Annotated in this window: 21 protein-coding genes and 1 pseudogene; 9 read left to right on the top strand and 13 right to left on the bottom strand. The window is 44.3% G+C overall.

All coding sequences use genetic code 11. The features are described from left to right. Position 1 precedes the first annotated feature (1 nt). From KWJ01_RS21445 to KWJ01_RS21430, 4 genes are all read right to left on the bottom strand, one after another. A complete protein-coding gene (locus tag KWJ01_RS21445; protein WP_224999164.1) occupies positions 2-691 on the bottom strand; it encodes an SCO family protein in 690 nt (229 codons plus the stop codon). Further along, a complete protein-coding gene (locus KWJ01_RS21440) occupies positions 688-1,470 on the bottom strand; it encodes a formylglycine-generating enzyme family protein (protein WP_224999163.1) in 783 nt (260 codons plus the stop codon). The genes KWJ01_RS21445 and KWJ01_RS21440 overlap by 4 nt, the downstream gene beginning before the upstream one ends. A gap of 36 nt (positions 1,471-1,506) precedes the next feature. Further along, complete coding sequence (gene nirK, locus KWJ01_RS21435) at positions 1,507-2,991, bottom strand: copper-containing nitrite reductase (protein WP_224999162.1); 1,485 nt, start codon at positions 2,989-2,991, stop codon at positions 1,507-1,509. Between the two features lie 262 nt (positions 2,992-3,253). Then, entirely contained in the window at positions 3,254-4,249 is a 996-nt protein-coding gene (locus KWJ01_RS21430; RefSeq protein ID WP_224999161.1) for a hypothetical protein, read from the bottom strand. Positions 4,250-4,778: 529 nt separating this feature from the next. On the opposite strand from KWJ01_RS21430, the gene KWJ01_RS21425 reads away from it, so the two are divergent. The 3 genes from KWJ01_RS21425 to KWJ01_RS21415 are packed head-to-tail and all read left to right on the top strand — an operon-like array spanning position 4,779 to position 6,161. Continuing rightward, the gene (locus KWJ01_RS21425) at positions 4,779-5,138 is read left to right on the top strand and encodes a DUF2249 domain-containing protein (RefSeq protein ID WP_224999160.1); all 360 of its coding nucleotides are present in this window, start codon (positions 4,779-4,781) and stop codon (positions 5,136-5,138) included. 3 nt (positions 5,139-5,141) lie between these two features. Beyond that, positions 5,142-5,573 carry an Rrf2 family transcriptional regulator gene (locus KWJ01_RS21420; protein WP_224999159.1) on the top strand — a complete coding sequence of 144 codons (432 nt, stop codon included), beginning with the start codon at positions 5,142-5,144 and terminating at the stop codon, positions 5,571-5,573. A 57-nt stretch (positions 5,574-5,630) separates the two neighbouring features. Further along, positions 5,631-6,161, top strand: a complete 531-nt coding sequence (locus KWJ01_RS21415) for a cytochrome c (protein WP_224999158.1) — start codon at positions 5,631-5,633, stop codon at positions 6,159-6,161. Positions 6,162-6,293: 132 nt separating this feature from the next. Here the strand turns inward: KWJ01_RS21415 and KWJ01_RS21410 are convergent, their stop codons facing one another. Both KWJ01_RS21410 and KWJ01_RS21405 read right to left on the bottom strand, forming a co-directional pair. Beyond that, positions 6,294-6,581: a hypothetical protein gene (locus KWJ01_RS21410; RefSeq protein WP_224999157.1), complete on the bottom strand. Its 288-nt coding sequence runs from the start codon at positions 6,579-6,581 to the stop codon at positions 6,294-6,296. Between the two features lie 244 nt (positions 6,582-6,825). Further along, positions 6,826-7,764: a DUF389 domain-containing protein gene (locus KWJ01_RS21405; RefSeq protein WP_224999156.1), complete on the bottom strand. Its 939-nt coding sequence runs from the start codon at positions 7,762-7,764 to the stop codon at positions 6,826-6,828. Positions 7,765-8,130: 366 nt separating this feature from the next. Between KWJ01_RS21405 and KWJ01_RS21400 the strand changes: the two genes are divergently transcribed. Both KWJ01_RS21400 and KWJ01_RS21395 read left to right on the top strand, forming a co-directional pair. Continuing rightward, on the top strand, positions 8,131-8,694 hold the full coding sequence (locus KWJ01_RS21400; protein WP_224999155.1) for a chemotaxis protein CheB: 564 nt from the start codon (positions 8,131-8,133) through the stop codon (positions 8,692-8,694). Positions 8,695-8,709: 15 nt separating this feature from the next. After that, positions 8,710-9,267 carry a hypothetical protein gene (locus KWJ01_RS21395; protein WP_224999154.1) on the top strand — a complete coding sequence of 186 codons (558 nt, stop codon included), beginning with the start codon at positions 8,710-8,712 and terminating at the stop codon, positions 9,265-9,267. A gap of 266 nt (positions 9,268-9,533) precedes the next feature. Here KWJ01_RS21395 and KWJ01_RS21390 read toward each other — a convergent pair whose 3' ends face one another. From KWJ01_RS21390 to KWJ01_RS21380, 3 genes and pseudogenes are all read right to left on the bottom strand, one after another. Next, the gene (locus KWJ01_RS21390; RefSeq protein WP_224999153.1) at positions 9,534-10,502 is read right to left on the bottom strand and encodes a S66 peptidase family protein; all 969 of its coding nucleotides are present in this window, start codon (positions 10,500-10,502) and stop codon (positions 9,534-9,536) included. A 165-nt stretch (positions 10,503-10,667) separates the two neighbouring features. Beyond that, positions 10,668-11,615 carry an alpha-E domain-containing protein gene (locus KWJ01_RS21385; protein WP_224999152.1) on the bottom strand — a complete coding sequence of 316 codons (948 nt, stop codon included), beginning with the start codon at positions 11,613-11,615 and terminating at the stop codon, positions 10,668-10,670. Between the two features lie 205 nt (positions 11,616-11,820). Then, positions 11,821-13,257, bottom strand: a pseudogene (locus tag KWJ01_RS21380) (circularly permuted type 2 ATP-grasp protein); the annotation flags it as partial. Positions 13,258-13,810: 553 nt separating this feature from the next. Between KWJ01_RS21380 and KWJ01_RS21375 the strand changes: the two are divergent. After that, positions 13,811-14,188, top strand: coding sequence for a hypothetical protein (locus KWJ01_RS21375; RefSeq protein WP_224999150.1), 378 nt, complete (start codon positions 13,811-13,813; stop codon positions 14,186-14,188). A 507-nt stretch (positions 14,189-14,695) separates the two neighbouring features. Further along, the gene (locus KWJ01_RS21370; protein WP_224999149.1) at positions 14,696-14,959 is read left to right on the top strand and encodes a hypothetical protein; all 264 of its coding nucleotides are present in this window, start codon (positions 14,696-14,698) and stop codon (positions 14,957-14,959) included. 214 nt (positions 14,960-15,173) lie between these two features. On the opposite strand, the gene KWJ01_RS21365 is transcribed toward KWJ01_RS21370, so the two are convergent. Beyond that, positions 15,174-15,482, bottom strand: a complete 309-nt coding sequence (locus tag KWJ01_RS21365) for a hypothetical protein (RefSeq protein WP_224999148.1) — start codon at positions 15,480-15,482, stop codon at positions 15,174-15,176. Positions 15,483-15,971: 489 nt separating this feature from the next. Here KWJ01_RS21365 and KWJ01_RS21360 point away from each other — a divergent pair, with 489 nt between their 5' ends. Beyond that, complete coding sequence (locus KWJ01_RS21360) at positions 15,972-16,694, top strand: hypothetical protein (RefSeq protein WP_224999147.1); 723 nt, start codon at positions 15,972-15,974, stop codon at positions 16,692-16,694. A gap of 197 nt (positions 16,695-16,891) precedes the next feature. On the opposite strand, the gene KWJ01_RS21355 is transcribed toward KWJ01_RS21360, so the two are convergent. Continuing rightward, positions 16,892-18,037 carry a hypothetical protein gene (locus KWJ01_RS21355; RefSeq protein WP_224999146.1) on the bottom strand — a complete coding sequence of 382 codons (1,146 nt, stop codon included), beginning with the start codon at positions 18,035-18,037 and terminating at the stop codon, positions 16,892-16,894. 447 nt (positions 18,038-18,484) lie between these two features. Between KWJ01_RS21355 and KWJ01_RS21350 the strand changes: the two genes are divergently transcribed. Next, complete coding sequence (locus KWJ01_RS21350) at positions 18,485-18,958, top strand: response regulator (protein ID WP_224999145.1); 474 nt, start codon at positions 18,485-18,487, stop codon at positions 18,956-18,958. 37 nt (positions 18,959-18,995) lie between these two features. On the opposite strand, the gene KWJ01_RS21345 is transcribed toward KWJ01_RS21350, so the two are convergent. Then, positions 18,996-20,540, bottom strand: coding sequence for a hypothetical protein (locus KWJ01_RS21345; protein ID WP_224999144.1), 1,545 nt, complete (start codon positions 20,538-20,540; stop codon positions 18,996-18,998). Between the two features lie 772 nt (positions 20,541-21,312). Further along, positions 21,313-23,100, bottom strand: coding sequence for a thiamine pyrophosphate-requiring protein (locus KWJ01_RS21340; protein ID WP_224999143.1), 1,788 nt, complete (start codon positions 23,098-23,100; stop codon positions 21,313-21,315). Positions 23,101-23,133 lie beyond the last annotated feature (33 nt).

The raw sequence follows: 23,133 nt of genomic DNA, 5'->3' as shown, positions 1-23,133 counted from the left end.
ATCAGTGATGTTTCAGGCTACGGCCCTCCATTTGCTTTATCAGCAGTTGCTGGATAGCTGCAATGGTTTCATCAGGCTTAACTCCAAGCCCCAGCTGCTGGTGCTTTATTTCTCCTGCAGCATCCAGTACAGTTATTACATTTGAATGGCTGAAATCCTTTTCGCCTACCTTTTTATACTGTACGCCAAGTAAAGCAGCAAGCTCCAGTATATTACCCTCACTACCATGCAGTAGCTGCCAGCGATGTGGGTTAAACCCGTTTTTCCGGGCAAACTCCCGGAGCTTTTCAGGAGTATCGTGCTTTGGATCAATGGATACCAGCACAAAGCCTACCTGGTGCCCCCAGGTATCCACCACAGCCTCTTCTATGCGTTTCATATCGGCCACAATGCGGGGGCAGGCATATTCACAGGCGGTATATACCATGGCCACCAACTGCACCCGTCCCTGCAGTGTATGGAGGTTTATGCTGTCGCCTGTGTGGCTTACCCAGCGTGAATCCAGGTTATAGATTGATGCATCGCTTGGCTCCAGCATTGCTTCACCTGCGGCATGTGCTCCATGCTCATGTAAGCCGGCTTCTGCAGTGTTTACATGCTGGTGTTGGGCATGTTCGTGCTGCATCTCGTGTTTGTTTCCGCTGCAGGCCACCGATAGTGCCAGTGCAGGAATCAGGTATCGTAACTTCATTTTTCAATAGGTTTGGCGCACCTGAAGCCCAGGTTTGCTACGGTGTAATTTGCTTTAAGGCTGGACCGAAAGGCATAACGCATAAAGGCTACATAGTTTTTAGAATCCTGCACCCCTGCAGAACCACCAGCACAAAAAAGCTGGCGGTCTATGCCGGTGTTCGCCCTGGATTCTCCAGCCAGCATGGTGGCATTAAAATCCTGCACCCATTCCCAAACCAGCCCATGCATGCCATAGAGGCCCCAGTAGTTTCTAAAACTAGCCTGAACCGGCGGAAATACTGCAGGATTAGGCTTTCCATACCAGTCCAGAATGCGCTGGTAAAATGCATAATCCTTACTGGCATTTGCCTTGGTTTCACTGGCCTGCCCGGCATACTCCCACATATCGATGGTAGGCAGCTGTTTGCCCTGGCACTCGCAATAAGCCCTGGCAGCAAACCACGATACATTGGTAACAGGACTATGCAGGTAAGCCCCATCGAAGGATAGGTTCTCCTGCCAGTGCTTCAGGTAATTAGGGTCGGCAAATATTTTCTTTACATTTCCCTTCTGCCATTTTGGGTATGCTTTCAGAAATGCCAGGTAATCCTTATTGGTAACCGGGTATTTATCCAGCAGGAAATCACCAACAGCAACGGGAGTAGTATCTCCATAAAGGGGGATATAGGTGCCCCCCTTTATTTTTACCATTTCACTTTCGGCCATACTACTCCCTTGTGCCACTGCCGATAGAGCTGCACATACTATTGCTATCAGCAGTGTAATGCCCTTTACCATGATTGCTGTTGATGTGAATGCAGAACCACTTTTTTTTTAGAGATGAACTTCTCCTTTTGCTTTGGCTGTTTTTACCTGATCAGGTGTAACCTCGCCGCCTTTGTTGCCCCAGTTGTTGAGTACATAGGTCATTACGTTTGCCACATCTTCTTCAGAAAGCTTAAGCTTGGGCATGGTGCTGTTGTAGGTCTGTCCGTTTACCTTGATAGGACCCTCCAGCCCATGCGTCACTACCTGTATGGAGCGGTCTATGTCTGCATTGAGGAAGTCGGACTTGGCCAGTGGGGGAAATGCTTTTGCAATACCCTGTCCTTCAGACTGGTGGCAGGCCTGGCAGTTGGCGGTATACACCATTTTACCCATTGCCAGGCGTTCTGCTTTGTTTGCTGCTTTTGCAGCTTCCGGGGCTTTGGCAAGTGGCATTTCCTGAATGGTGCTACCTTCCGGCTGGTACACCCTGTCTTCGGTCTGGCCGGAATACACCTGCAGGTTTTCCTCACCATCTACCTTTAACATACCCAGTGCACCTTTATTAAATGCCCTGAAGATGGAGTGGTCTACCAGGATGAAAGTGCCAGGCACATCTACCTTGAATTCGGTAATGGCAGAGCCTCCTGCAGGTACCAGAGTTGTCTGCACGTTCTCGTTTAATGATTTACCGCCTTCTACATAAACTTTATCGAAAATTTCGCCAATTACGTGGAAGGAAGAAACCAGGTTGGGGCCACCATTGCCTATGTAGAGACGAACATTATCGCCAGCTTTGGCAGTGATGGAATTATCGCCGGTAAGTGCGCCTACACTACCATTGAAAACAACATAGGGAGGGTTTTCATCCAGGGCTTTGTTCATATCGAATGGCTGCAGACCACTATCGCCAAAGTCACCTTTGGTATAGAACTCACCCTGCATAACGTAGTATTCTTTGTCTACTTTTGGCATCCCTTCTTTTGGCTCTACCATAATAAGGCCGTACATACCGTTGGCAATGTGCATGCCCACTGGGGCTGTAGCGCAGTGGTAAACATATAAGCCAGGATTAAGCGCAGTAAAGGAGAATACAGTTTCGTGTCCCGGGGCTGTAAAAGTAGCTGCTGCACCACCACCCTGGCCGGTCACGGCATGGAGGTCTATGTTGTGCGGGTTTTTACTGTCGGGGTGGTTCATCAGGTGAAATTCAACTAGGTCGCCTTCGCGGATCCTGATGAATTTGCCCGGAACAACACCGCCAAAGGTCCAGAAGGTGTATTCCACGCCATCAGACAGGCGCTTTACCACTTCAGTTACCTCCAGTTTCACTACTACTTTGGCTGCATTTTTTCTGGTGATAGGGGCAGGCACATTAGGCGGGTCGGTAAGCTCTGCTTCTATAACAGGCAGCTCGCCCACAGGCAGCGATGCCGCTACTGTAGGAATTGCCTCCTGCTGCTCTGTACTGCTGTTGTCTTTGCAGGCACTTAATAATGTAGTGGCTGCCAGTGCTATAACAGCTAAATTGCGGAAAGGGGAGAAGTTAGTCATATAGAACAATAATCAAAGACCTTAATCTCCTGCAATTTCAGAAGTAACAGCTGCTAGCAACATGACTTAACTGCAACTTCCATCATGATTTATGTCATGGTTTGGGCCTGTGAGGTGTATCGGAGGGGGCGGGTTAGACTACCTGTGCTGTAGATGATCCCTGGTCCAACGTGAGTTAAGGATTAGCATCAGCGTCAATTGTTCCTTAATCGTTATCCCCGCGCAGACGGGAATCTGTCAGCTAAAAACAGGTATGATGATTTCACCTGTAAAGCGAACAGCTCTCCATTGTATGTGCACCAAAACAGCAGGTCAGTAAGGAGTCCAGCGGCTGCCTGAGCTCATTAATAGTATAGCCGTCCTGCTGTTCCGGTATAAGGTAATCATCGCGAATTTCAGGACTGTTTATGTAGCAGACAGGGCTTGTGAGTGCTGTTTCATCTGCGTCAAAACTATTCTTTTGCCGGCCCGGATCATGCTCCCTCATACTAAGCCTTAAATCGAAAGCATTCAGAAAGTGCAGTAAATAGGAGAGGGTAGTTAAGCCTCCGCCGGCCTGTGCCCCTTTTTCATCTTCGATAATACTATCAGTGAGCAGCGGCAGCAGGCTATGATGAGGCAGTGCACTAATATTAATGGAACGCCTTTCAAGTGCCGTGGGGTTGAAGAGAGAAAGTTGCTGGCATGGCAAATATTTGAAGAGCCTGTTGATGCTACTGCTTCGTTCGGTAAAACTGCAGGAGGATAACTGGAGAAACACACCATGCAGGGCGCTAAAGTCTGTTACTTTTTCCGGCTTTAACATACCGGAGACCTCCTGACTCAGCTGTTCATGAAGCAGCCGGCCCTCAAGCAGTTTCAGGAACAGCAGGCGCTCCATCCAGCTGATGCAAAGCTGCAGCGCTATATCATGCAAATGCGCTCCCTTGGTTTTGTCTAATTGTTCTGAAGCAGTTAAACTACTGAACAACCCAGGCTTGTAAAGTTGCTCCAGCGTTAGCTCCAGCAGCGATCCGCGATTTCGCTCAGCTGGAGGCAGGCGACTTAGCTTTTTGTTACTGTCCCCGCCCTTATTTTCATGCATGCGATCAGTCAGGCCCATTAGATGCAGCAGTTCATTCCTGAAAGCAGCATGCAGCTTATTACTGCTGCTTTTTAGTGGCAGCGCTATCAGGTGTCTGGTAGCTGAGCTGTCTTGCTCTTGTTTAAAACCAGCCTCTGCAGATGACTTTTGGGGTAAACTGTTATCTGAATGCATTGCACAAATACTTGAAAAAACAATATAGTGAATTTATGGCTGCTGTCACCGGCCGGATGTACAACAACACTGTTCACCCGCATAGTCAGTCTAACTTGCTTGCCGGGATTGATTTCACCAAGAGTTTCCTGCATGCCAGGGGAACAGGGGGCTGTTCTGCTATCATGTGTTGGGGATGCATTGAATTAAGGCTTCACACTATAATATTAACAGCTTCAGTAAGCGCACGCCATTTTTCAGGTGAATTAGCAATCAGGTGTAGGTCTTTACCATATAGCTCCCATTAGTTATGGCTACTCCCGGCTTTGAAGCAAGCACATGCTATTGAAAATTGATGGAATCGGGGGAGTGTTGAAGATAAAAACTAATAAAAGTATTTAAGTACTTTTATACTTTATATCATTTATGCGTCCTATCTTTGCTTGCATAGGAACCAAAAATTATTTCATCATGATCGCACAAGCAGAAAATATCCTCGATGTAACTACCCTTTTACCAAGAGAAAAACACCCCACCATTTTCAGAAGGTTTGAGGAGCAATAGCGGAAGTGATCCGCAGAAGGAAATACTAGCAGCCGTAAGAGCCCTGAAGCAGGAACAGGTGCTGAAGATCATCAACACCTTTGAGCCTACGCCTCTTATGGTGATGCTAAAGAAAAAGGGATTCCAGTGCTGGAGCCACTCCATACACCATCAGTATACAGAAACCTGGTTTTACAGGGAAAAGGAAGCTGCCGGGCCTGATGCTTCTGCGGTGGCTGCTTCTGATGATGGCTGGCAGGAGGTAAGGGAGCGCTTTGATTATACTACTAAAGTAAATTTGGTTTTTGAACCAAGATGGGGCCATCATCTTATTTCTGAAGAAGGCCATCAATTTCTAAACAGTTAAAACATGCTAAGCTACACCTGTAAAACAGCAATAAAGGCCGTAATATACCTGGCTTCCGGTACTGAAAAGGGTGATAAAAAATCCATAAAAGATATTGCCGATCATATTGAAGCCAGCGGCCATACAGTTAGTAAAATGCTGCAAACCCTGGTAAAAAGAGGGGTGATCAACAGCACCAAGGGGCCTTCTGGCGGCTTTTACATCAGCGAAGCGCAAAAGTTGCAGCCCATCATCAACATAGTGGAAGCCATAGATGGCATGAGCCTCTTTAAAGAGTGTGGCCTGGGGCTTAGCAAATGTTCCGAGACGCATCCTTGTCCTATCCATGATCAATACAAAAAGCCCAGAGAATTAATAGAAAAACTGTTTAGGGAGAATAATGTGCTGGATTTGTGCCAGCCTGTTAACAGTGGCCTGGCGTACCTGGTAGGTTAGCTTTTTTCTGCGGAAGTGCGCTGTAATAGAAGAAGAATCTTTAAATAACCATGAAATATGAAAACAGGATTGTTATCTGTTCTTATGCTGATACTGGTAACGTTTAGCGGTTATGCGCAAGCTGTATCAGGAAAAGAAATTTTCTCCGGCAACTGCCAGGCCTGCCATTCTATTGGCGGCGGCGATATTGTTGGTCCCGACCTGGCCGGTTTGATAGAAAGAAGGCAAACTGACTGGATCAAAAGCTTTATAACCAATTCTCAGAAAATGGTTGCTGCAGGTGATGAAGAGGCTGTTGCAGTTTTTACAAAGTACAACAAAATTGCCATGCCTGCCCATAACTTTAACGAAGAGGAGCTAACCAGCCTGATCAGCTACATAGATGAGGCCGGTAAGGAAGCCGTAGCAGCAAAAGCAGAAGCGGCGGCCACACCTGCACCAGCAACAGCGCAGCAGGAAGTTGCCCTTGCTGAAACAGATAATGGCTGGAACATATATGTGAACATGATACTGGCCCTGCTGGGCATCACAGCAGCGCTACTAACAGTAATGGCAGTATATTTAAGCCGTTACCTGAAAAGCTTTTGAGGCATTTTGCATGGTTCACACGCCTCATGAGGTGGCGCAATATCAACAAAAAAACAGCCCTGGATCTATTTTCAGGGCTGTTCTATGCTAAATAAGCAGATTGAATTTTAGAGTGCGCTATTTAGTCAGAACTTAAATTACGTTGATCAATATTACAAGCAGGTGTACAACTGTGCTGATGATAAACAGTGGAATAACCTTAGTTGAAGGCAGATCACCAAGCAGTGATGCCAGTACAGAAAATGAAAGTATGGCAATGGTTGTAACCTCTAGCAGGCTGCCACCGCCTGTGCTGATGGCAAGTAATGTAGCAGGGATGATGATGCACGTTTGAATCAGGAGTACAAAAGCCATTACTCCTAATCTGTTGAAGTTTGCTTCTTCGCATTTGATGTTGTACCAGTTCAGTATATTTTCCATAGCAGTAGTGTTTTATTCTGCTACAAAATTAGGCCTGGTCAGCAGGGGATTGTATGACCCTCGTCAGTTGAAAATATGATCCTTTTCTGATTTATATCAGTTTTTCGCTGCAGTAAATAGCCTAAGCCACCCTCCCGGCACATAAAAGACCTCACCAGGTTTTGATGAGGTTTTGTCTTATAATGCTGTGGTCTGTTCTATATTCTACAAACCCATCGGTATCCTATGGTTTTCCAGCAGCTATTTACCTTAGCTGCATATCTCTCTTGTGGTAGTAGAATCGTGTCCAGAGAAAAACGACCAGTGATAAACCAAATACGAGTGCTACATCGAGCGCGAAACGAGCCAAAGCTCTACCTGCAAGATTCAGATCGCCTTCTATAAAACCCATGCCAATAATGGCAGCTGTGGGAACCAGCGCCAGCCCTATCATTACACCCGAGGTGAAAACTGATTTTTTGGTGGCTAACAGCAGGGCACCTGCTATACTGGCCACTGCAGAGGCAAGTATTGAGGATGCTGTAACTGTGGTCCAGTATTCTACCAGTTTCTGATCGGTAAGATAATAGGTTGTAGAGCCGGGAAGCGGATCCTGGTTGATGGCCTTAAGTACAGCGGCTGTTAATACAGCTCCAAGAATAAGGGCAAAGTAACCTTTTATAAAATCAATACTTCCATAATACCAGCCCTTGTTTCTTGATATTAGACCAAGCGCAACCCTGGTAATAGGCATGAAACCAGGAGCCACCAGCATGCCACCCACAACAATATGCAGCGAGTTGTTGGCAATGCCAATAGTGGCTAGCGAACCGGACACAAGCATAATGATCATGGTGTTGATGGAGGTGTTGCTGTCGTTGCTGATGGTCATTTCCATTTCTTCCCAGCTGCCCTCGTTTATGTCCCGTTCTATGCTATAGGAGGGCTTGGTAGGAATAAAGCTGTCAGGTTCAGAAGTTGAAGCAGAGATCCCGTTTTCCCTCCCCAGATCATACTTATCAAGCAGCCGCATGGTTTTTTGCAGACTGGAATTGGGTACAGCCAGTTTTATTACATCTCCGGGTGGGTCAATGGATACAGCACGGAACACCTGCAGCTGCATAATGCCGTCTATTCCTTTTAATTCTTTGATAATTGTATCTGTTTTTTCAAAGGGAGAAGTAACACTTATTTCTCTTGCCATAAACTATTTTTTATTGACCTTGCCAGCGCTCGAAGCTGTAACCTTAACAGCCCATAAGGGTGCTTGTTTAGGTAAAAGCGGGGAGAAGCGAGAATTTCCTGCACAATTCGTGTTCCAGTTGATCGAATAGAATCATTAAGCACATTTTTAGCATCAGAAAAATTTTGTAAAAAAATGTTGAATTATTGCGTAAAAAGAGTTCCAATGCTTTAAAAAATGAACAGGCCATTAGAAAAGCTTTAAGAATGTTCTGCGAAACAGTCGCCCCTGTAACCTTCTGCCCTGGCTGTGGTTTTAGTATTTAGCACATAATGCTGTGCATCTATTTTTCTTTCAAACCTAATACATAAAAAGTTTTAGGCAGATATGGACACTATGGTACTGAAGGTGCTGAAGATTAAGCTCCTGATCTGCCTTAGCTTACAAATTTTCATCAGGATTGAGCATATGATAAAAAGGGACATAGTAGTAATTGGAGCTTCTGCAGGTGGTGTATCAGCACTTGAGCATTTGGTTAAGTCGATGCCGGCAGATTTCAAGGGTACCGTTTTCATTGTTATGCATACACCGCCTTTTTCTCCTAGTAAACTCCCTGAAATATTAAGCAGGGCAGGAGCACTGGAGGCTATGCACCCTGATGGTGAAGAAAAGATACAAGAAGGGAAAATTTATGTGGCGCCTCCCGATCACCATATGCTGATTGAGGGTGAAAAGGTAGTAATCAGAAAAGGACCTAAAGAAAACCGCTTTCGTCCGTCAATTGATGCGCTGTTTCGGTCTGCAGCTTATGAATTTGGCAAACGCGTAGTAGGGGTGGTGTTAACAGGAGCCCTGGATGATGGCACCTCCGGATTATGGACCATCAAACGCATGGGGGGGGCTGTAATCTGCCAGGACCCGGAGGAAGCTACGTTCCCTGAAATGCCCTAGAGTGTTATTGCGTATGTGGAAACAGATTATATCATCAAGGTAGCCGAGATTGGAGCCATATTGAGCCGACTGGCATCAGAACCTGTAAATGAAAAACAGGAGGTGCCTAAAGAAGAACTGGAACGCCTGTCACTGGAGGTTGAAATTGCCAAATCTGATAACGCTTTTGAAAAAGGAATCATGGACATTGGTGAAATGGCGGAATATACCTGCCCAAGTTGCCATGGCGCCCTGGTGAAGATCCAAGAAGGCAGGAGGATCCGCTACAGGTGCCATACCGGCCATGCCTTTACCGCAAGTGCACTGTTAGCAGGAATTACAGAATCTGTGGAAGAAACCCTCTGGCAGGCTATGCGCGGGCTGGAGGAAACCTCAATGTTGCTACAGCATATTGGGGAGCATATCATGGATGCCGGAGATCATGATGCTGCCAACGTTTTTATCAAGAAAGCAAATGAAACTGCCGACAGGGCACGTATCGTTCACGATTCAATTTTCAAAAATGAAAGGCTGAGTGCAGATCTAAAGTATGATAAAAATAAAGAGAAGGGTAAAGACAAAAAGAAGGATTAGAGGCTATCTTTTAACATCTAAATCTGAATATTTTACCTGAAGTATAGTGCTGCCCCAATAGGTCTCTCCAGACAGGGTCTCTCCAGACCGGGTCCCTCCGGACCGGGTCTGGAGAGACCGGGAGTTCAGATACTGTTTGTTACTTCTATGATGTCTGATTTTGCTTTCCTTTGCGCTCAAAACAGAATTGCTGGGGGCAGCGCCTGCGGGAACTATGTATTACAGTAAGCATTGCCTGAAACAATACGCGGCTTACAAAAAGCCCTTCAATGTTCTGTTACTTCAACTGAAGCATTATTTTCTGTTACCTTCATTTTTACTTTGCCCCCAATAGGGAACGTAAGCATCGGGATGGTGTGCCCAAAATCAACATTCCCTACAACTGGTATGTTATTCAGCTCATTTTTGCTCCTGATCATCTTCTCGAATAAGTCCCGGGTCATGCCGGTTTTCTTTTGAAAGCGGCCTATAATTATACCTAATACCTGATCACTGGCGGGCTGGTTCAGGATAGCCTGCAGGGTATTTTGTACATCCTTATAATCAAGCACTTTATTTGCCTCCAGAAAGAGAATGGTGTTTTTCATATCAGGCATAAATTCACTACCTAATAAGAAATTAATGGTCAGCAGGTTGCCGCCAATAGATTTTCCTTCAGCTTCTCCCTGGTTAACCGGCCAGAAGCCATCTTCATTCACAATTTTCTGCTTGTCCCATTCGGAGTCGCAGTAATGCTCCGACGGTTTAAGTGAAAAACTGGCTTCTGAAAAGAAGGTCTTCCTGATGTGCTCAATCGAATAATCTACAATCTTGCTGGCGCCAAGCATGGTAAAATGTGGCCCATAATAGGTAACCACACCTGTTTTTTTATAAAGTGCATCGGCCAGGGCAGTAATGTCGGACAGACCGCAAATTATTTTAGGTTTCTTTTCTACAAGTTCGTAGTCTATGTATTTAAGTAACTGGTTGGCGCTTGATCCGCCCATGGCAGGTATGATACAGCTTACCTTTGGGTCGGCATAAGCATCGTGCAGGTCCTCCAGGCGCTTTTCTATGGAGGTGGTATCAAATTCGTTGCGTTCCCATACGTACTTACCATAACTGACAGTCAGCCCCAGCTCCCCCAGCTTTTTTTCAGCCCGTTCTTTCATATCATCGGTGAATGAAGGGGAAAAGCCATGAGCAGGGGCAATCACACGAACATGGTCTCCGGCTTTTAATTTTGGTGGGATCATTATGTATTTATTTCAATGAAAAAAAATAATTGCTTCAAAAAATAGTCTGTTGAACACAAACTGGCAGCAGTACTTTTATAAGTATATGTATATACAATTGTTTACAATATGCTGCTGATCCGTTACTTTGTCGAACTTTCAGGCGGTACCTGTATAAAGCCTTTTTCAATACACTGGCTGTTCCATTTCAAGTGTTTCGGCCAGTTGCTGAAGGTTTTTTAGATTGCTCTCTAAAAATGGCAACTCATTGCCTTCAAGTGCTTCAGGATTTATTGAGCCAATTGTTGCTGTCATGCTTTCGATCTGCTGCATGAGTGTGCTATCCTGCAGCTGGCTGTTTTCGTTGCCATCCTGGCATAGCAAAAAGAGTTGGTTGAGGTTATAAGCTATTGATTTAGGGAAAGCGCTGTTAAAGACCAGGAAATGTATGAAATGAGACCGGTTTATGTTGGTTTTATAATGCTGTTTGTACATTTCATAAGCATCTATCCCTTCGAGCATCGATTTCATATGGTAGTATTCTACTGCCTCTGGCTTGCCGGAAGATATGTTGGTGCTAATCTCATGCATCTTGCTTAGGAGCATGGTGTTAAGCTGTAAAGCTCTTTCCAGGTGATAACCCATTGAAAGCATCTTCCATTCTTCGTTTCGGATCATAATGGAATTGATGTAGCCTTTGATAGTATAGCTGTACTTCTCTACTTTCTGTGCAAAGCTGCAAAAGCTTTTCTGGGCTAACTTTTCAGCAGTATAATTATTGATGGCGTGGTAGAAACAGTTAATGTGCTCCCAGAGCCCGGCAGATATACAATCGCGTGCGCCACGAGCCAGTTCGCGTGCTTTTGTTACTGTAGAGAAGATAGAAGCAGGGTTCGCCTCCTCCAGCGCAATAAAATGCAGTACCTTTTCCTCCTCTGCATGGCGGTAGTGCCTGAAATATGCCTGCTTAGACTGGGTGCTCTGGAGTAAAAACTCCCAGAGAGAGGTTTTAAACGCAGGTGAGGGGGCATCCATGGATGCTAAATAATGTACCCGGGTGTAGCTGGCCATTTGCTCGGCCTGCTCCAGGTAACGTCCTGCCCAGTACAATTTATTTCCTATACGTGCTAGCATGTTTACTCTGTTTGGTTTGCTCTTAATAAATGGAAGGCTGGTTTCACTTTTCAGAGGCCTTTCGCTTTTTTTGGCCAATTCTGGGGCGCTTTATAAGACGCAGCGGTTCCCTGTCCCTGGGTTCCAGAGGTGCCTGGACTATACCAGCTGCCTCCCTGCCGAGATCTGCTGTGGTTCTTTCCTGCTCCGGCACTTCATGTGGGGCCAGTACCCAGGTATCTTTTGAGCCGCCTCCCTGTGAAGAATTTACCACAAGGTTGCCCTCTTTGAGTGCTACCCGTGTTAAGCCGCCCTGTAATACATACTGCATATCTTTTCCCAGTAGGGTGTAAATTCTTAGGTCTATGTGGCGGGGCTCAAACACTCCCCTTTCTTTGATAAAGGTTGGGTGCGTGGATAGTGACATAATGGGTTGAGCAATGTATTTACGCCTGTTCTGCCTGATGCGCTCCTTGAAATCCTGCAGCTGTTCTTTGGTGGCTGCATTGCCTACCAGCATACCATAACCGCCAAATTCATCTACAGGCTTAACAACCAGTTCCTGCATGTGCTCCAGTACATACTGGTAATCCTGCTCCTTGGTGCAGTGGTAGGTATGTACGTTCTGCAGTATGGGCTCCTCCTGCAGGTAATACCTGATCATGGCTGGCACATAGCTATATACTGCTTTATCGTCTGCAGCACCTGTTCCCGGTGCATTAACCAGGCTTATATTGCCTTTGCGATAGGCCTCCATAATGCCTGGCACACCATAAACGGAATGGGGCAGAAAGGCTAGTGGATCAAGATACTCGTCTTCCACTCTTCTGTACAGTACATTTAGTTGCTGCCGGCCACGGCTTGTTTTCATGTAAACCTTATTGTTTTCTACAAAAAGGTCTTTTCCTTCAACCAGGGGTATCCCCATGCTCTGTGCCAGAAAAGCATGCTCAAAATAAGCAGAGGCCACCATACCATCGGTAAGAACCGCACAGCAGGGTTCTGCCAGGGCTGCAGGGGCTACAGAATGTATCATCGTGAGCAGACAATCGAGGTACTCTTTCAAAGGCCGGGCATGGCAGCTGCTAAACAGGCCATGCAGGCTTCGCTTCATTGCTTCGCGGTTTGCCAGCACATAGCTGATGCCGGATGGTGTTCGTACATTATCTTCCAGAACATAGTACCGGCCATCCTTATGACGGATTAGGTCGGTACCGGAAATGTGATTGTATATACCTCCTGCAGGGTTCAGGTCCTGCATTGCTTTGCAGTAATGTTTTGAGCTTACTACAAGCTCTTTAGGAACTATCTTATCTTTAAAGATTTGTTGTTTATGGTAAATATCGTGCAGGAAGGCATTAATGGCCAGGTTGCGCTGAATAACCCCCTTCTCCAGCTCCTCCCATTCATCAGCTGCAATGATTCTGGGTAAAAGATCAAATGGGAAAATACGTTCGGCACCCTGTGCTTTGACTGTACCTACAGTAAAGGTAACACCCTGCTTCAGAAATGACTGGCGCGCTTTCTGGTCGAGCAGCCTGAAGTCTTCTGCAGTATGCTGCCTGAACTGCTCAAGCACTTTTCTATAAGTAGGATGTACTGCGCCTTTACTGTCGAAAACTTCATCGTAAAGGCCGGGAGCTGCTTTGTATTCTCCAAACATCCCATTTGTATTGCTACTATTTTTTTGATGCATAATTATAGCATTTAAAAGGTGCTGACTCCCGGGAGTGCTACCTTCAGATATCATATATGTATATGTGCTTGGATGAGAGGGCAGAGGCAACCGTATCTGCTATGGTTCCTAAAAAATTACAGTTCGTGTTTGTGCCACCTCTTTAAAGATACTGCATGATACACGTTCGTAAGTGCAGTATAAAAAATACTCTAAAGATCCTCTCTATGTGTAAGTTAAATACAGTAAGGGGCTAAAATTATGCCGGCCCTGCTGTGATAAAGCAAACGGCATGATGACAGGCAGAGTTACAGAAAATAAAGTTGAAATCAGTAAAAAGTTAAACAAAAATAAGAGCCTTTACCCAAGCAGGCTGCTTGTAGTTCTATTTGTCATTAGCAGCTTGCTGCCTGGCTTAGCACATTTATTGAATTCAGTAAAAAGGGGGGCAGACTTGAAACAGGGCACCTCCAAGTTCAGGCGTATGAGTATGCATTTGTCTGAACTGTACTGTCAATATTCAAAATAAATAAGAATCCATATGAAAGTATACACAGAATACCAGGTACAGGAGCTCCTGAGGCTACAGCGGGAAAATTGCGCCCGTGTTGTTGAAGAAGCAAATGAACAGCTAAATAATAGCAGTGACGACCTGAAAATGAAAGTTTGCAGGGCAGAGGAGCCAACAAATTCCCCGCCTTTTGAAGCCTATGTAGCACAGGATATGAAGCGCAGCTTTATGGCTGGATATGGTGCCGGTTTTGATGCAGGCACTGTTCATTCTAAAGAAGATCATGTAACAGACAAGATTAAATGTCTGAATTACCTGAACGATTTCAGTGAATGGTTTTGCAGGTATAATAAACGTGAAGAAAACGCGGGGATAGTTTATCAGAATGATAAAACAGTGTCAAAATGAAAGGTTCTTCAATAGGCCCTGTCGTTCAACTAAATGGTTTTTAATAAAAAAATGTGGGTCTAATGATCGTCAGCTTCTATTCAAGGCATAATTGCTGTTTCTGGCACAGAGTCTGTAATATACTAAACAGATCCTGATTTATTTTTTTATCTGTATTGGCTGATTTTTTAAACTTGATGTTGAAAAGCCCGGGCTGATTTCCCAACCGCCCGGGTATTTTCTAAACTAAACCCGATGTTACAAAGAATACGCAGGAGGGTAAAGTCTGATATCAGACTTGCTCGTACTATAAATTTTTGAATTGATTCCATGGTTGGAAACCCCGAGCTGTTCGATTGCAAGGGGTTTCTTTTTGAGTGAGGATGAGCAGAAAATTCAGTGGGGGAGGGGTGAATTTTTAAACAACAGCAGCCCTTTTTACTGTTTCTGATAAAGTGATCTGAATAAATAGAGATAATCATGCAATAGCGAGAGCTAAACTACAGGTTTAAATATATGATCGACAAAATGAATAATATACAAGTGTTACATAGAGGCAGAAAATCTGTGGAAGGTAAAAAAATTGATTTTTTATTTGTACAGGATGAAGATTTCAGAATCCTGATGCTGGGTACTCCACAGGATTTTATAAAAGAACATCAGGAGGGTAAAACCGCCACCGTTTTGGTGAGCTATCCGTCCCTGAACTCAGTTGTACCTGCCGGGGTAAGTTTTCCGGTAACAGTGTTACAGGAAATTATTCCCGACATACAAACAGAAACTGAGGGTTAATAAGGGTCAGCTAGCATGTCTGGGGAGTATTTCTAAGATTTACTCTGTAACCTGCCTCCGGGCTAGTGGCAATTTTATTGAAGCAAACGCCCAACTGTAAGGACTGGTCCCTGATAAACTGATACTGATATTAACGGAAAAAAGGATGCCATAGCAGCATCCTTTTTTTATACCTTTTGAGTGGTAATAAATAATTGATTTCTAGGTCTCTATCTTATGGAACCAGAAACAGCTTATTCAATGTGATGGTATAAGACAGCTTTGCCCGCTCATTTTCTTCCATGTATTTGTAAGTGAGCAAATATGACTCTAGCTGCTGTTCTACTCCAATCTCCTGGTAACGGTTTCTGGTTTTAGGGCAACGTTCATTGCGGGAACTTTCCAGTAGTAACTCAAAAACAGTCGCAGGAGATGCAGTTACCCGTGAAAGCCACTGACTATCTACCAGCATTTCGTTTTTTATTAACTCTTCAAGTCCGGCATATAAATCATCTGCCTGAATACTGTTCATTTGTTCTGCCATATTATTGTTTCTTCTACTCTTTCCTTTTTCACTACATATTGCTGATACGAGCACCGTTCTAAGCTCTTTTCCCAGAAAAGCCCAAACCAGTAGATGCAGGCTTGGGCTCTCCAGGATCTAGATTAAAAAATCAGCCAAAGTAACAGTTGAAAAAATATCAGGATATAATAATATTATCAGACTTTATGCCAGAAATCAGGTAGTGTACTAAAAAGGGCTTAAATGTAGAATCAGGGCATATTATTTATCTAAAATATTTAAACAGCTTAAACTTTACCCTTAGAAGCCCTTGTCATTTTGATAAGATATTCCCATAATGATAGAAAGCTCAGTCTCTGTTTCCTGTCTGTGAAGCATGTAAGCCCCTTAACTTATTCGTGATAAAATTGCTTAAGAGCTTTAAATTTTTTTTAGCTGGTGAAAAGCTTATTGGCCTAGCCTAACAGTTGCCTGATCCAACCATTTTTCTGCCACAACAGTTACTCCAGCATGATGTGGTATACAGCAGCAGCAGCTTTGCTTTTGGCACTTACACATTTTTTTGCCGAAAGTTTGAAATTTTCTTCTATTCCCCGTAGCAAGTGGCTTTCTTTTGCAGGGGGTGTTTCCGTAACCTATATTTTTGTTCATCTTTTGCCGGAATTGGCAGAAGGGCAGGAGGTGTTACAAAATAAAGGTGCAGATTTTCTGAAACACCATTCTTATCTGATTTCCCTGGTTGGCCTGGCCCTGTTTTATGGACTGGAGAGAGCAGCAAAGCAGTCTCCGGACTCAGCCCGTGAGTCTCATGGCGATGAAATGGCGGGAAACCTCAGTGTGTTTTGGCTACACATCATTTCATTTGCTGTATACAATGCCATTATTGGATACCTGCTGGTTCACCGAGATGTAGAAGGGTGGCGCTCACTCTTGTGGTTCACCCTGGCAATGGCCTTTCATTTTGTGGTGAATGATTACGGACTCATGGATCACTACAAAAAAGCCTACAGCCTCAAAGGCCGCTGGATCCTGATCCTTGCAGTTATGGGAGGCTGGCTTGTGGGCGTTCTTGCGGAAATACCGGAAATGTGGATAACAGTGCTGTTTGCATTTATTGCCGGTGGTACCATTATGAACGTGCTGAAAGAAGAGCTGCCCCAGGAAAGAAAAAGTAACTTCTGGGCTTTTAGTGCCGGTATACTACTCTACAGCCTGCTGCTCTTGTTTATTTAAAGATGCCGGTGCTACTTGACTGTAAACAGAATTGCAAAATAAGCTCAAAAAGCTGCTTTTGCAGGATGTTCTACTACTGTTGCTCAGACAAAGCCTTCTAATTCTATATCTTTATCACAATGGCACCATTGACAGTTTTTATCTACTCGCACTTATGGCCATTTCCTCAGCTTGAACTAATTTCGATAATAGATTCCTTACATATCATAAAATCTCCAGGGACTCCATTCACCGTTTTCTAGCTTTTTTCTATACTTACCTGTTTCGTCAGTTTCGTATATCAGCACTCCATTACTATCAAAATTCTTCCTGGTACTAATGGTTTCATATGAGCAGACTTTATTTGGATTTGCACCTGCTTTCAGCACATGTCGGTTGTAAAATTCTAAATGATCAATCTGGGTGCCGCTTTTATCTACTGTCTTCACTATTACTTTGGCGGCACGCTGAAATCCATCATATTCTAAAATTCTAGTTGATATCATGCCTGAAGTGTAATTATTGGAAACATGCTTAGCTAGATACCCCTGATCATTGAAAACATAGGTATGCTTTATAATTGAACGTAAATTTAACAGGCTATATCCTTCAAACGTAAAACCGTTATGTTCTTTAACGATTGTAGCTTTGGTGTCATTTGACAGGGTAGGGTTGTCTTTCGCTGTTTTTTGATTGTTAAACTCAGTAGTATGAACAATATATTCATTTCTATCAGCTTTATAATCAATTGTTTTAGTGGTTAGCAATTGTGTAAACAGCACCTTTACTTTGGCTTTTGATTTGCCTTTACCATTAATCAAATATTTTTCTACTTTATTAATATTTTTATTGGCACTGTACTCAATACTGTAATAATACTTTTCGTGACTATTCGACGAAAACATGATATAATCTGTCGCAGAAGCTTTGGTTACCAGCCCATGACTATTGTACTCCAGTTGGTAATATAATCCCTCAAAAAAAATTTCTGATATGCTATCTCCTTCCCAACGTAAAGGATAAATAATCTTATCACAATAGTTATAAGTCACAATACCCTTCCAAATATCTTCACCGATTTTGTCGTAGCTAAATGCTCTTTTGTTGTTGGATGCTTCTATGCTTCCATAACCGAAAGTTGTATACTGTTGTTCCTTGAACTTCCCAGCTTCATCGAAAACTACTTCTCCCATTTCAATAACTGCATTTTCTGCATGCAATGTCAGTGAACTAACAGCATACAGCACATCCATAACATGTTTTTCTTTTGATGTTAGATTACCCTTTTGCTCAGTAGCATGAGACTTTACTACTGATAAAACAGATATCAACAGTACAAGAATGGTGCTTGAAATTCTTAACATGAGGTTTAATAAAGGTACAGGTTATTGTACTTAGCTCAAATGTGTATTGGAATCGCTTTCAAATTTGCTTCGAAATTAAGTTACTGAATATTGTCAAAAAAGCTCATTTTCTTAATTAAAGTACATATTGTTTTGTTTGTTAATATGCTCTGACAAAGACAGTTTTAGTATTCATTATTTCACGTTACCCCCGCCCTAAGATTGTTGTCATGAAACTTAAATCAAGAAAAAAATGTGTTGACATTCATTGACTTATTTATAGTTATACATTCTGTACAATTAATAGTTTATGCACAAACAACTACTTATATGATCCATAATAAGTCTATCATATAATTTGGTAAATGAATAGTGGCAGTGTACCAGATGTTGTGTTGAATCAGATTTTATGTTTAATTCTGAACCATAAGATGATTTTAAAGTTAATTTTATGCTAACAGTACAGAAGTGGAAGAAACAAAGCATGCAGAATTGTCTTCTTTAATCAGGAAAATTTCGGTGGAGGAACTGAATAAGCTAGAATCTATACTTATCGTTGATGACGATCCGGTTACATGTTTCCTCCAGGTAAACCTGATCAGGGAATCAGGATATACCGGTACGCTTCATGATGTTTACCATGCAGAAGCAGCTTTAGCATATTTAGCGGAAAACCGTTCCACTGAGGCTAGTGATTCCCCTGGTCCTATGCTCATCCTGCTCGACATTAAAATGCCATTTGTAGATGGATTTGAATTTCTGAAAAAGTTATCGCTTGAGCAGAAGATTAACAGGGAAAAGCTACACATCGCTATTCTTACCACTTCTATCAGCAAGAGAGATTATAGCAAGGCATCAAAATTCTCTATTGCAGATTTCCTGGTAAAGCCCCTTACCGAGGATAAACTAAGCACGCTTATTAAATCATTGCCTTTAGCATAATGCTTTACTGTTGTATCGGTAACAACAGCGCAACCTTCTACTGCTTATCACCATTGAAGTCTTTGAATGTTCTGGCAATGTTTTCATTGGTTGCCCTTGATTTGTTTTTCCAGCCGGCATCCAGCTCCAGGGCTACCAGTCCTTTCAGGTTCATGATCGCCACAAATTCATCATTGTCTTTTAAAAAGTCTGGCTTGCGGCGGGCAGATTTCAGTGCATATTTGCGGGCGTAGATATCGCCTTTGGTCTGCAGCTCATTACGCTTTTCCATGATGTAATTTAAACGTTCCACCAGGTCTTTGGTAGAGCGGCCAATTACTTCGGTTGCCTCCAGGGTGCCAATTGTCATTACAGCAGTACCGCCTATGGCGGTTATTTTTTTCGAGGTGCCGGGTTCTTCAACCACTACAGGGGTTAAGCCAGTGGCAGCACCCAGTGAAGCGTTGGTGAGCGACCGGGCTTTTTTCCCTCTTTTTGCTTTTTTGTACCTCTTTTTCAGGTCATCTTCGGCATCCTTCAATTGCTCCATCAGGTCCCAGGCTCGCACCATTGAGGCGTGGTATTCGGCATAAAGGTTCTGGTCTCTTTCTGCTTCATTTACCGCATTTAAAATGGTAAATGTAACGCTGCGCTCATCCTGCTTGTTCGATTTGTCAGTTACAAAAAAGGTAATATTAAAGGATAGCGAATCCAGCGGATCCTTTACAAAATCGTAGCCGGGTGTCCAGATAAATTCATATTGTGAGGCCGTATTCTTTACAATGGCACTGGCAGGCACATCTGTATTGCTGGAAATCATGCTAAAGGAGGCAAGGTCTCTTTCTCCATTAGGGTCGTACAGCTGAAATTTAAGGTTGATGGTGGCATCTTCTTTATATTTAAACTGGGCCTGCGACGGAACCATCTGGATGCTGGGCGGAAGGTCCTGCTGGGTGATCTGTACTTTAAACTGGCCTTTGGTGCGTGCTTTTGCCGGCTGGTCTTCTACATAAAACTCCAGTACCAGTGGCTTTTCCCGTAGCTGGTTAAACTGGGTTAGCGATGGTTTCCAGGTAAACTCGCCCTGTGGTGAAAGTTTGGCTCCCTCTGGCATTACATCCAGAATAGGCACAAAAACCAGCGGATCTCCATCGGCATCCTGCACAACGCTGCTTTCTATGGTATAGGTATTGAGGGTATTATAACGAACATAAAATGGCTTAAGTTCACCCACTGCAGGAGGTCTGTTTACATGCTGAACTACAAAATCAACCACCTGACGTGCCTGTTCATCACTGTTGTTTTCTACTTCAAACATAAGCTGCAGGGTGCTGTCGGCCTTTAGCCTGTTAACAAAGCTGTAAGAGGGGGTCCAGGAGAATCGCCCCAGGCTATCGAATTCTATACCTTCCACACCTGCCGGGCTAATCCTGTAGCTATAGGTACTATCTGTTCCTCCGGATGCCAGCAAGCTGAACTCCAGCTTTTGCCCTTCCTGCAAAATGTTCCACCCACTATAATTTGGTAGTGTAAGGAGGAGAGGGGGCGCTTTTGCTTCTGTTACAGGCAAGGCAGGGATTGTATCGGCTTGTATCTCCTGCATAACCTGACTAGAGTCAGCCGGAGCTTCCTGGGAATATATCTTTGTTGCAATCAGCAAAAAAGCAAAAGTAAGAAGGATGCTACTTTTCATAAATTAGATCTAAATCTGTAATTCAGCCTCTAAAACAGCTTTAAAACTAATAAAACTAGCGCTTCATTTAAAATGTAGATAGCTATTTTAAAGCCACCTGCATTTACCCGGATGTACTATTCTGCAAGAGAATTTCCTGTTTAAGCATGGGTCTTAGAACATAATGGCTGCCAGAGCTGGGGAGCTCCTGTTCCTTTCAGGGCTTTTTATAACCTAACACTCGGCCAATGATAGTATCTCCCTCAGAGGGATTCTGATTGAACAGGATCCATCCTTCTCTTTTTGAACTGTGAGGGGCAAAAGGAAACCGAAGCTTAGCAGTTTCCAATACAACAGTATCTTTCTTAACAGAAAACTCAAGCTGCACATCTTCTGCAGTTGAACCTCCAATATTTACAACCTCAACATGATAACGATAGGGAGAGTGGCTGGAAGGATCAGGACGAAATTTTAGCTGTAGTTCAGGAGGTGAAGGAACGTATGTATAGATATACCAGTAAGCTGAATGCGGTTTAAGACGTGCAGTGCTACAAAGGAAACAATAATGCCTTGTCCCTTAAATGCAGCTGTTTTAGGAAGCATTATATCTTAATAATGCCAGGTAGGCAGACTCAAAATGTCCAGACATGAATCATACAGGCTACTATTGAGGCCAAACAATGAAGAGCTGAAACAGAACTCTCTAACCTTTGTCAGGGCTTGCCTGCTTTACTTTATCCAGCAGGCCTGCATCCAGGTTACGGGCGGCAGATCGGTCACCTTTTTGAATTGCCTGTGCCAGGTTGTCGGAGAACTTCGCTGCTACTGATGTTGTGAAAGGCAGTACTTCGGGATCTGTAACGGCTTCCAGCAGCACTGGTCGGTCTGCCTTCAGTGCTTTATCCAGGGCCTCTTCTACCTGTTCAGGGCTATCAATGCGAATGCCTGCCAGCCCCAGTGATTCTGCATATTGCGCATAATTGAATTGGGGCAGATCCTGTGAGGTTTCAAACCTGGGTTCTCCACCCATCAGTCGCTGCTCCCAGCTCACAAAGTTAAGGTCGCTGTTATTCAGCACCAGGATGATCATGCGAGGATCTGCCCACTGCTGCCAGTATTTTTTAATGGTGATCAGCTCATCATTGCCGCTCATCTGCATGGCACCATCGCCCACAAAGGCTACAGCCAGCCGATCGGGATAGGCAAATTTGGCTGCGAGTGCATAAGGTATGGCACACCCCATGGTTGCCAGTGCACCTGAAACAGAAAACTGCATGCCGTCGCGCATGCGTATGTGCTGTGCTGTCCAGCTGGAGGTAGAGCCGGAGTCAGAAGCCAGGATGGTATTGCCGGGCAGGCGGGGGGATAGCTTTTCGAATACCAGGCGCGGGTTCAGTGGTTTAGCCTTTTTGTTTGCCTGTTCCTCCAGGTATTGCCACCAATCCCTGATGTTACTTTCAATTTTCTCTCTCCAGTTTCTGTTTTCTTTTCTATTCAGCATGGGGATCAGCAGCCTTAAGGTTTCGGCACTATCTCCGGTAAGGTTTTCTTCCATGGGGTAGCGGATGCTCTGCATACGACCATCAATGTCAATCTGCACGCCCCGCGCCTGGCCCTCTTTGGGCAGAAACTCTGCATAGGGAAAACTTGAGCCCACCATGAGCAGTGTATCACATTCCTGCATCATCAGGTGGCTGGCGTCGGTGCCAAAAAAACCAATTGCACCTGTTACAAAAGGCAGGATATCTGGCAGTGCAGCCTTACCTAAAAAAGCTTTGGCTACGCCGGCACCTAATAGCTCCGCAACCTGCTTTACTTCTTCTGCAGCTGTGGTAGCGCCCCAGCCAATTAAAATTGCAACTTTTTTACCTGCATTTAAGACTTCGGCAGCTGCATGCAGGTCTTTTTCCTGTGGTATGATGCGTGGTACAGCATAGCCAACGCCCGAGTGAATGGTGCCATGCTTGTGTGGCGGATCCTGGTACTCCAGCTCCTGCACATCGTTAGGAATGATTACACAGGTTACCGTACGTTGTGAAATGGCAATGCGCATAGCCCTGTCGATCAGGTGCCTGATCTGGCTGGCATCTGTTGCCATTTGTACATATTCACCGGCCACATCTTTGTAGAGTGCCATCAGGTCTACCTCCTGTTGGGCATGGCCCCCAAGAGAAGTACGGGCTTTTTGTCCTACAACAGCAACCACTGGCTGGTGATCTAATTTAGCATCATAAAGTCCGTTGAGCAGGTGTATGGCCCCGGGACCGGATGTGGCCATGCAAACGCCCACTTCTCCGGTAAATTTTGCATGTGCACAGGCCATGAGAGAGGCCACCTCTTCGTGGCGCACCTGTATAAAATCAAGCTTACCGTTGGCCCTGTTCATGGCCCCCATAATGCCATTGATACCATCACCGGGATAGCCAAACACACGTTTTACTCCCCACTCGGCTAAACGCGCAACCAAAAAATCACTTACCTTCTGCTCCATGCTGTTATTCTGGATAGTTGAAAAAATGAGAAT

The organism is Cesiribacter sp. SM1, from assembly GCF_020178975.1.
Lineage (GTDB): Bacteria > Bacteroidota > Bacteroidia > Cytophagales > Cyclobacteriaceae > Cesiribacter.
Note: the sequence above shows the minus strand (reverse complement) of the source record. Positions and strands in the feature narration are given on the sequence as shown.

Coding starts and splice junctions, on each gene's coding strand:
- KWJ01_RS21445 (WP_224999164.1), bottom strand. CDS start 691: ATGAAGTTACGATACCTGATTCCTGCACTGGCACTATCGGTGGCCTGC.
- KWJ01_RS21440 (WP_224999163.1), bottom strand. CDS start 1,470: ATGGTAAAGGGCATTACACTGCTGATAGCAATAGTATGTGCAGCTCTA.
- nirK (WP_224999162.1), bottom strand. CDS start 2,991: ATGACTAACTTCTCCCCTTTCCGCAATTTAGCTGTTATAGCACTGGCA.
- KWJ01_RS21430 (WP_224999161.1), bottom strand. CDS start 4,249: ATGCATTCAGATAACAGTTTACCCCAAAAGTCATCTGCAGAGGCTGGT.
- KWJ01_RS21420 (WP_224999159.1), top strand. CDS start 5,142: ATGCTAAGCTACACCTGTAAAACAGCAATAAAGGCCGTAATATACCTG.
- KWJ01_RS21415 (WP_224999158.1), top strand. CDS start 5,631: ATGAAAACAGGATTGTTATCTGTTCTTATGCTGATACTGGTAACGTTT.
- KWJ01_RS21410 (WP_224999157.1), bottom strand. CDS start 6,581: ATGGAAAATATACTGAACTGGTACAACATCAAATGCGAAGAAGCAAAC.
- KWJ01_RS21405 (WP_224999156.1), bottom strand. CDS start 7,764: ATGGCAAGAGAAATAAGTGTTACTTCTCCCTTTGAAAAAACAGATACA.
- KWJ01_RS21400 (WP_224999155.1), top strand. CDS start 8,131: ATGGACACTATGGTACTGAAGGTGCTGAAGATTAAGCTCCTGATCTGC.
- KWJ01_RS21390 (WP_224999153.1), bottom strand. CDS start 10,502: ATGATCCCACCAAAATTAAAAGCCGGAGACCATGTTCGTGTGATTGCC.
- KWJ01_RS21385 (WP_224999152.1), bottom strand. CDS start 11,615: ATGCTAGCACGTATAGGAAATAAATTGTACTGGGCAGGACGTTACCTG.
- KWJ01_RS21375 (WP_224999150.1), top strand. CDS start 13,811: ATGAAAGTATACACAGAATACCAGGTACAGGAGCTCCTGAGGCTACAG.
- KWJ01_RS21370 (WP_224999149.1), top strand. CDS start 14,696: ATGAATAATATACAAGTGTTACATAGAGGCAGAAAATCTGTGGAAGGT.
- KWJ01_RS21365 (WP_224999148.1), bottom strand. CDS start 15,482: ATGGCAGAACAAATGAACAGTATTCAGGCAGATGATTTATATGCCGGA.
- KWJ01_RS21360 (WP_224999147.1), top strand. CDS start 15,972: ATGATGTGGTATACAGCAGCAGCAGCTTTGCTTTTGGCACTTACACAT.
- KWJ01_RS21355 (WP_224999146.1), bottom strand. CDS start 18,037: ATGTTAAGAATTTCAAGCACCATTCTTGTACTGTTGATATCTGTTTTA.
- KWJ01_RS21345 (WP_224999144.1), bottom strand. CDS start 20,540: ATGCAGGAGATACAAGCCGATACAATCCCTGCCTTGCCTGTAACAGAA.
- KWJ01_RS21340 (WP_224999143.1), bottom strand. CDS start 23,100: ATGGAGCAGAAGGTAAGTGATTTTTTGGTTGCGCGTTTAGCCGAGTGG.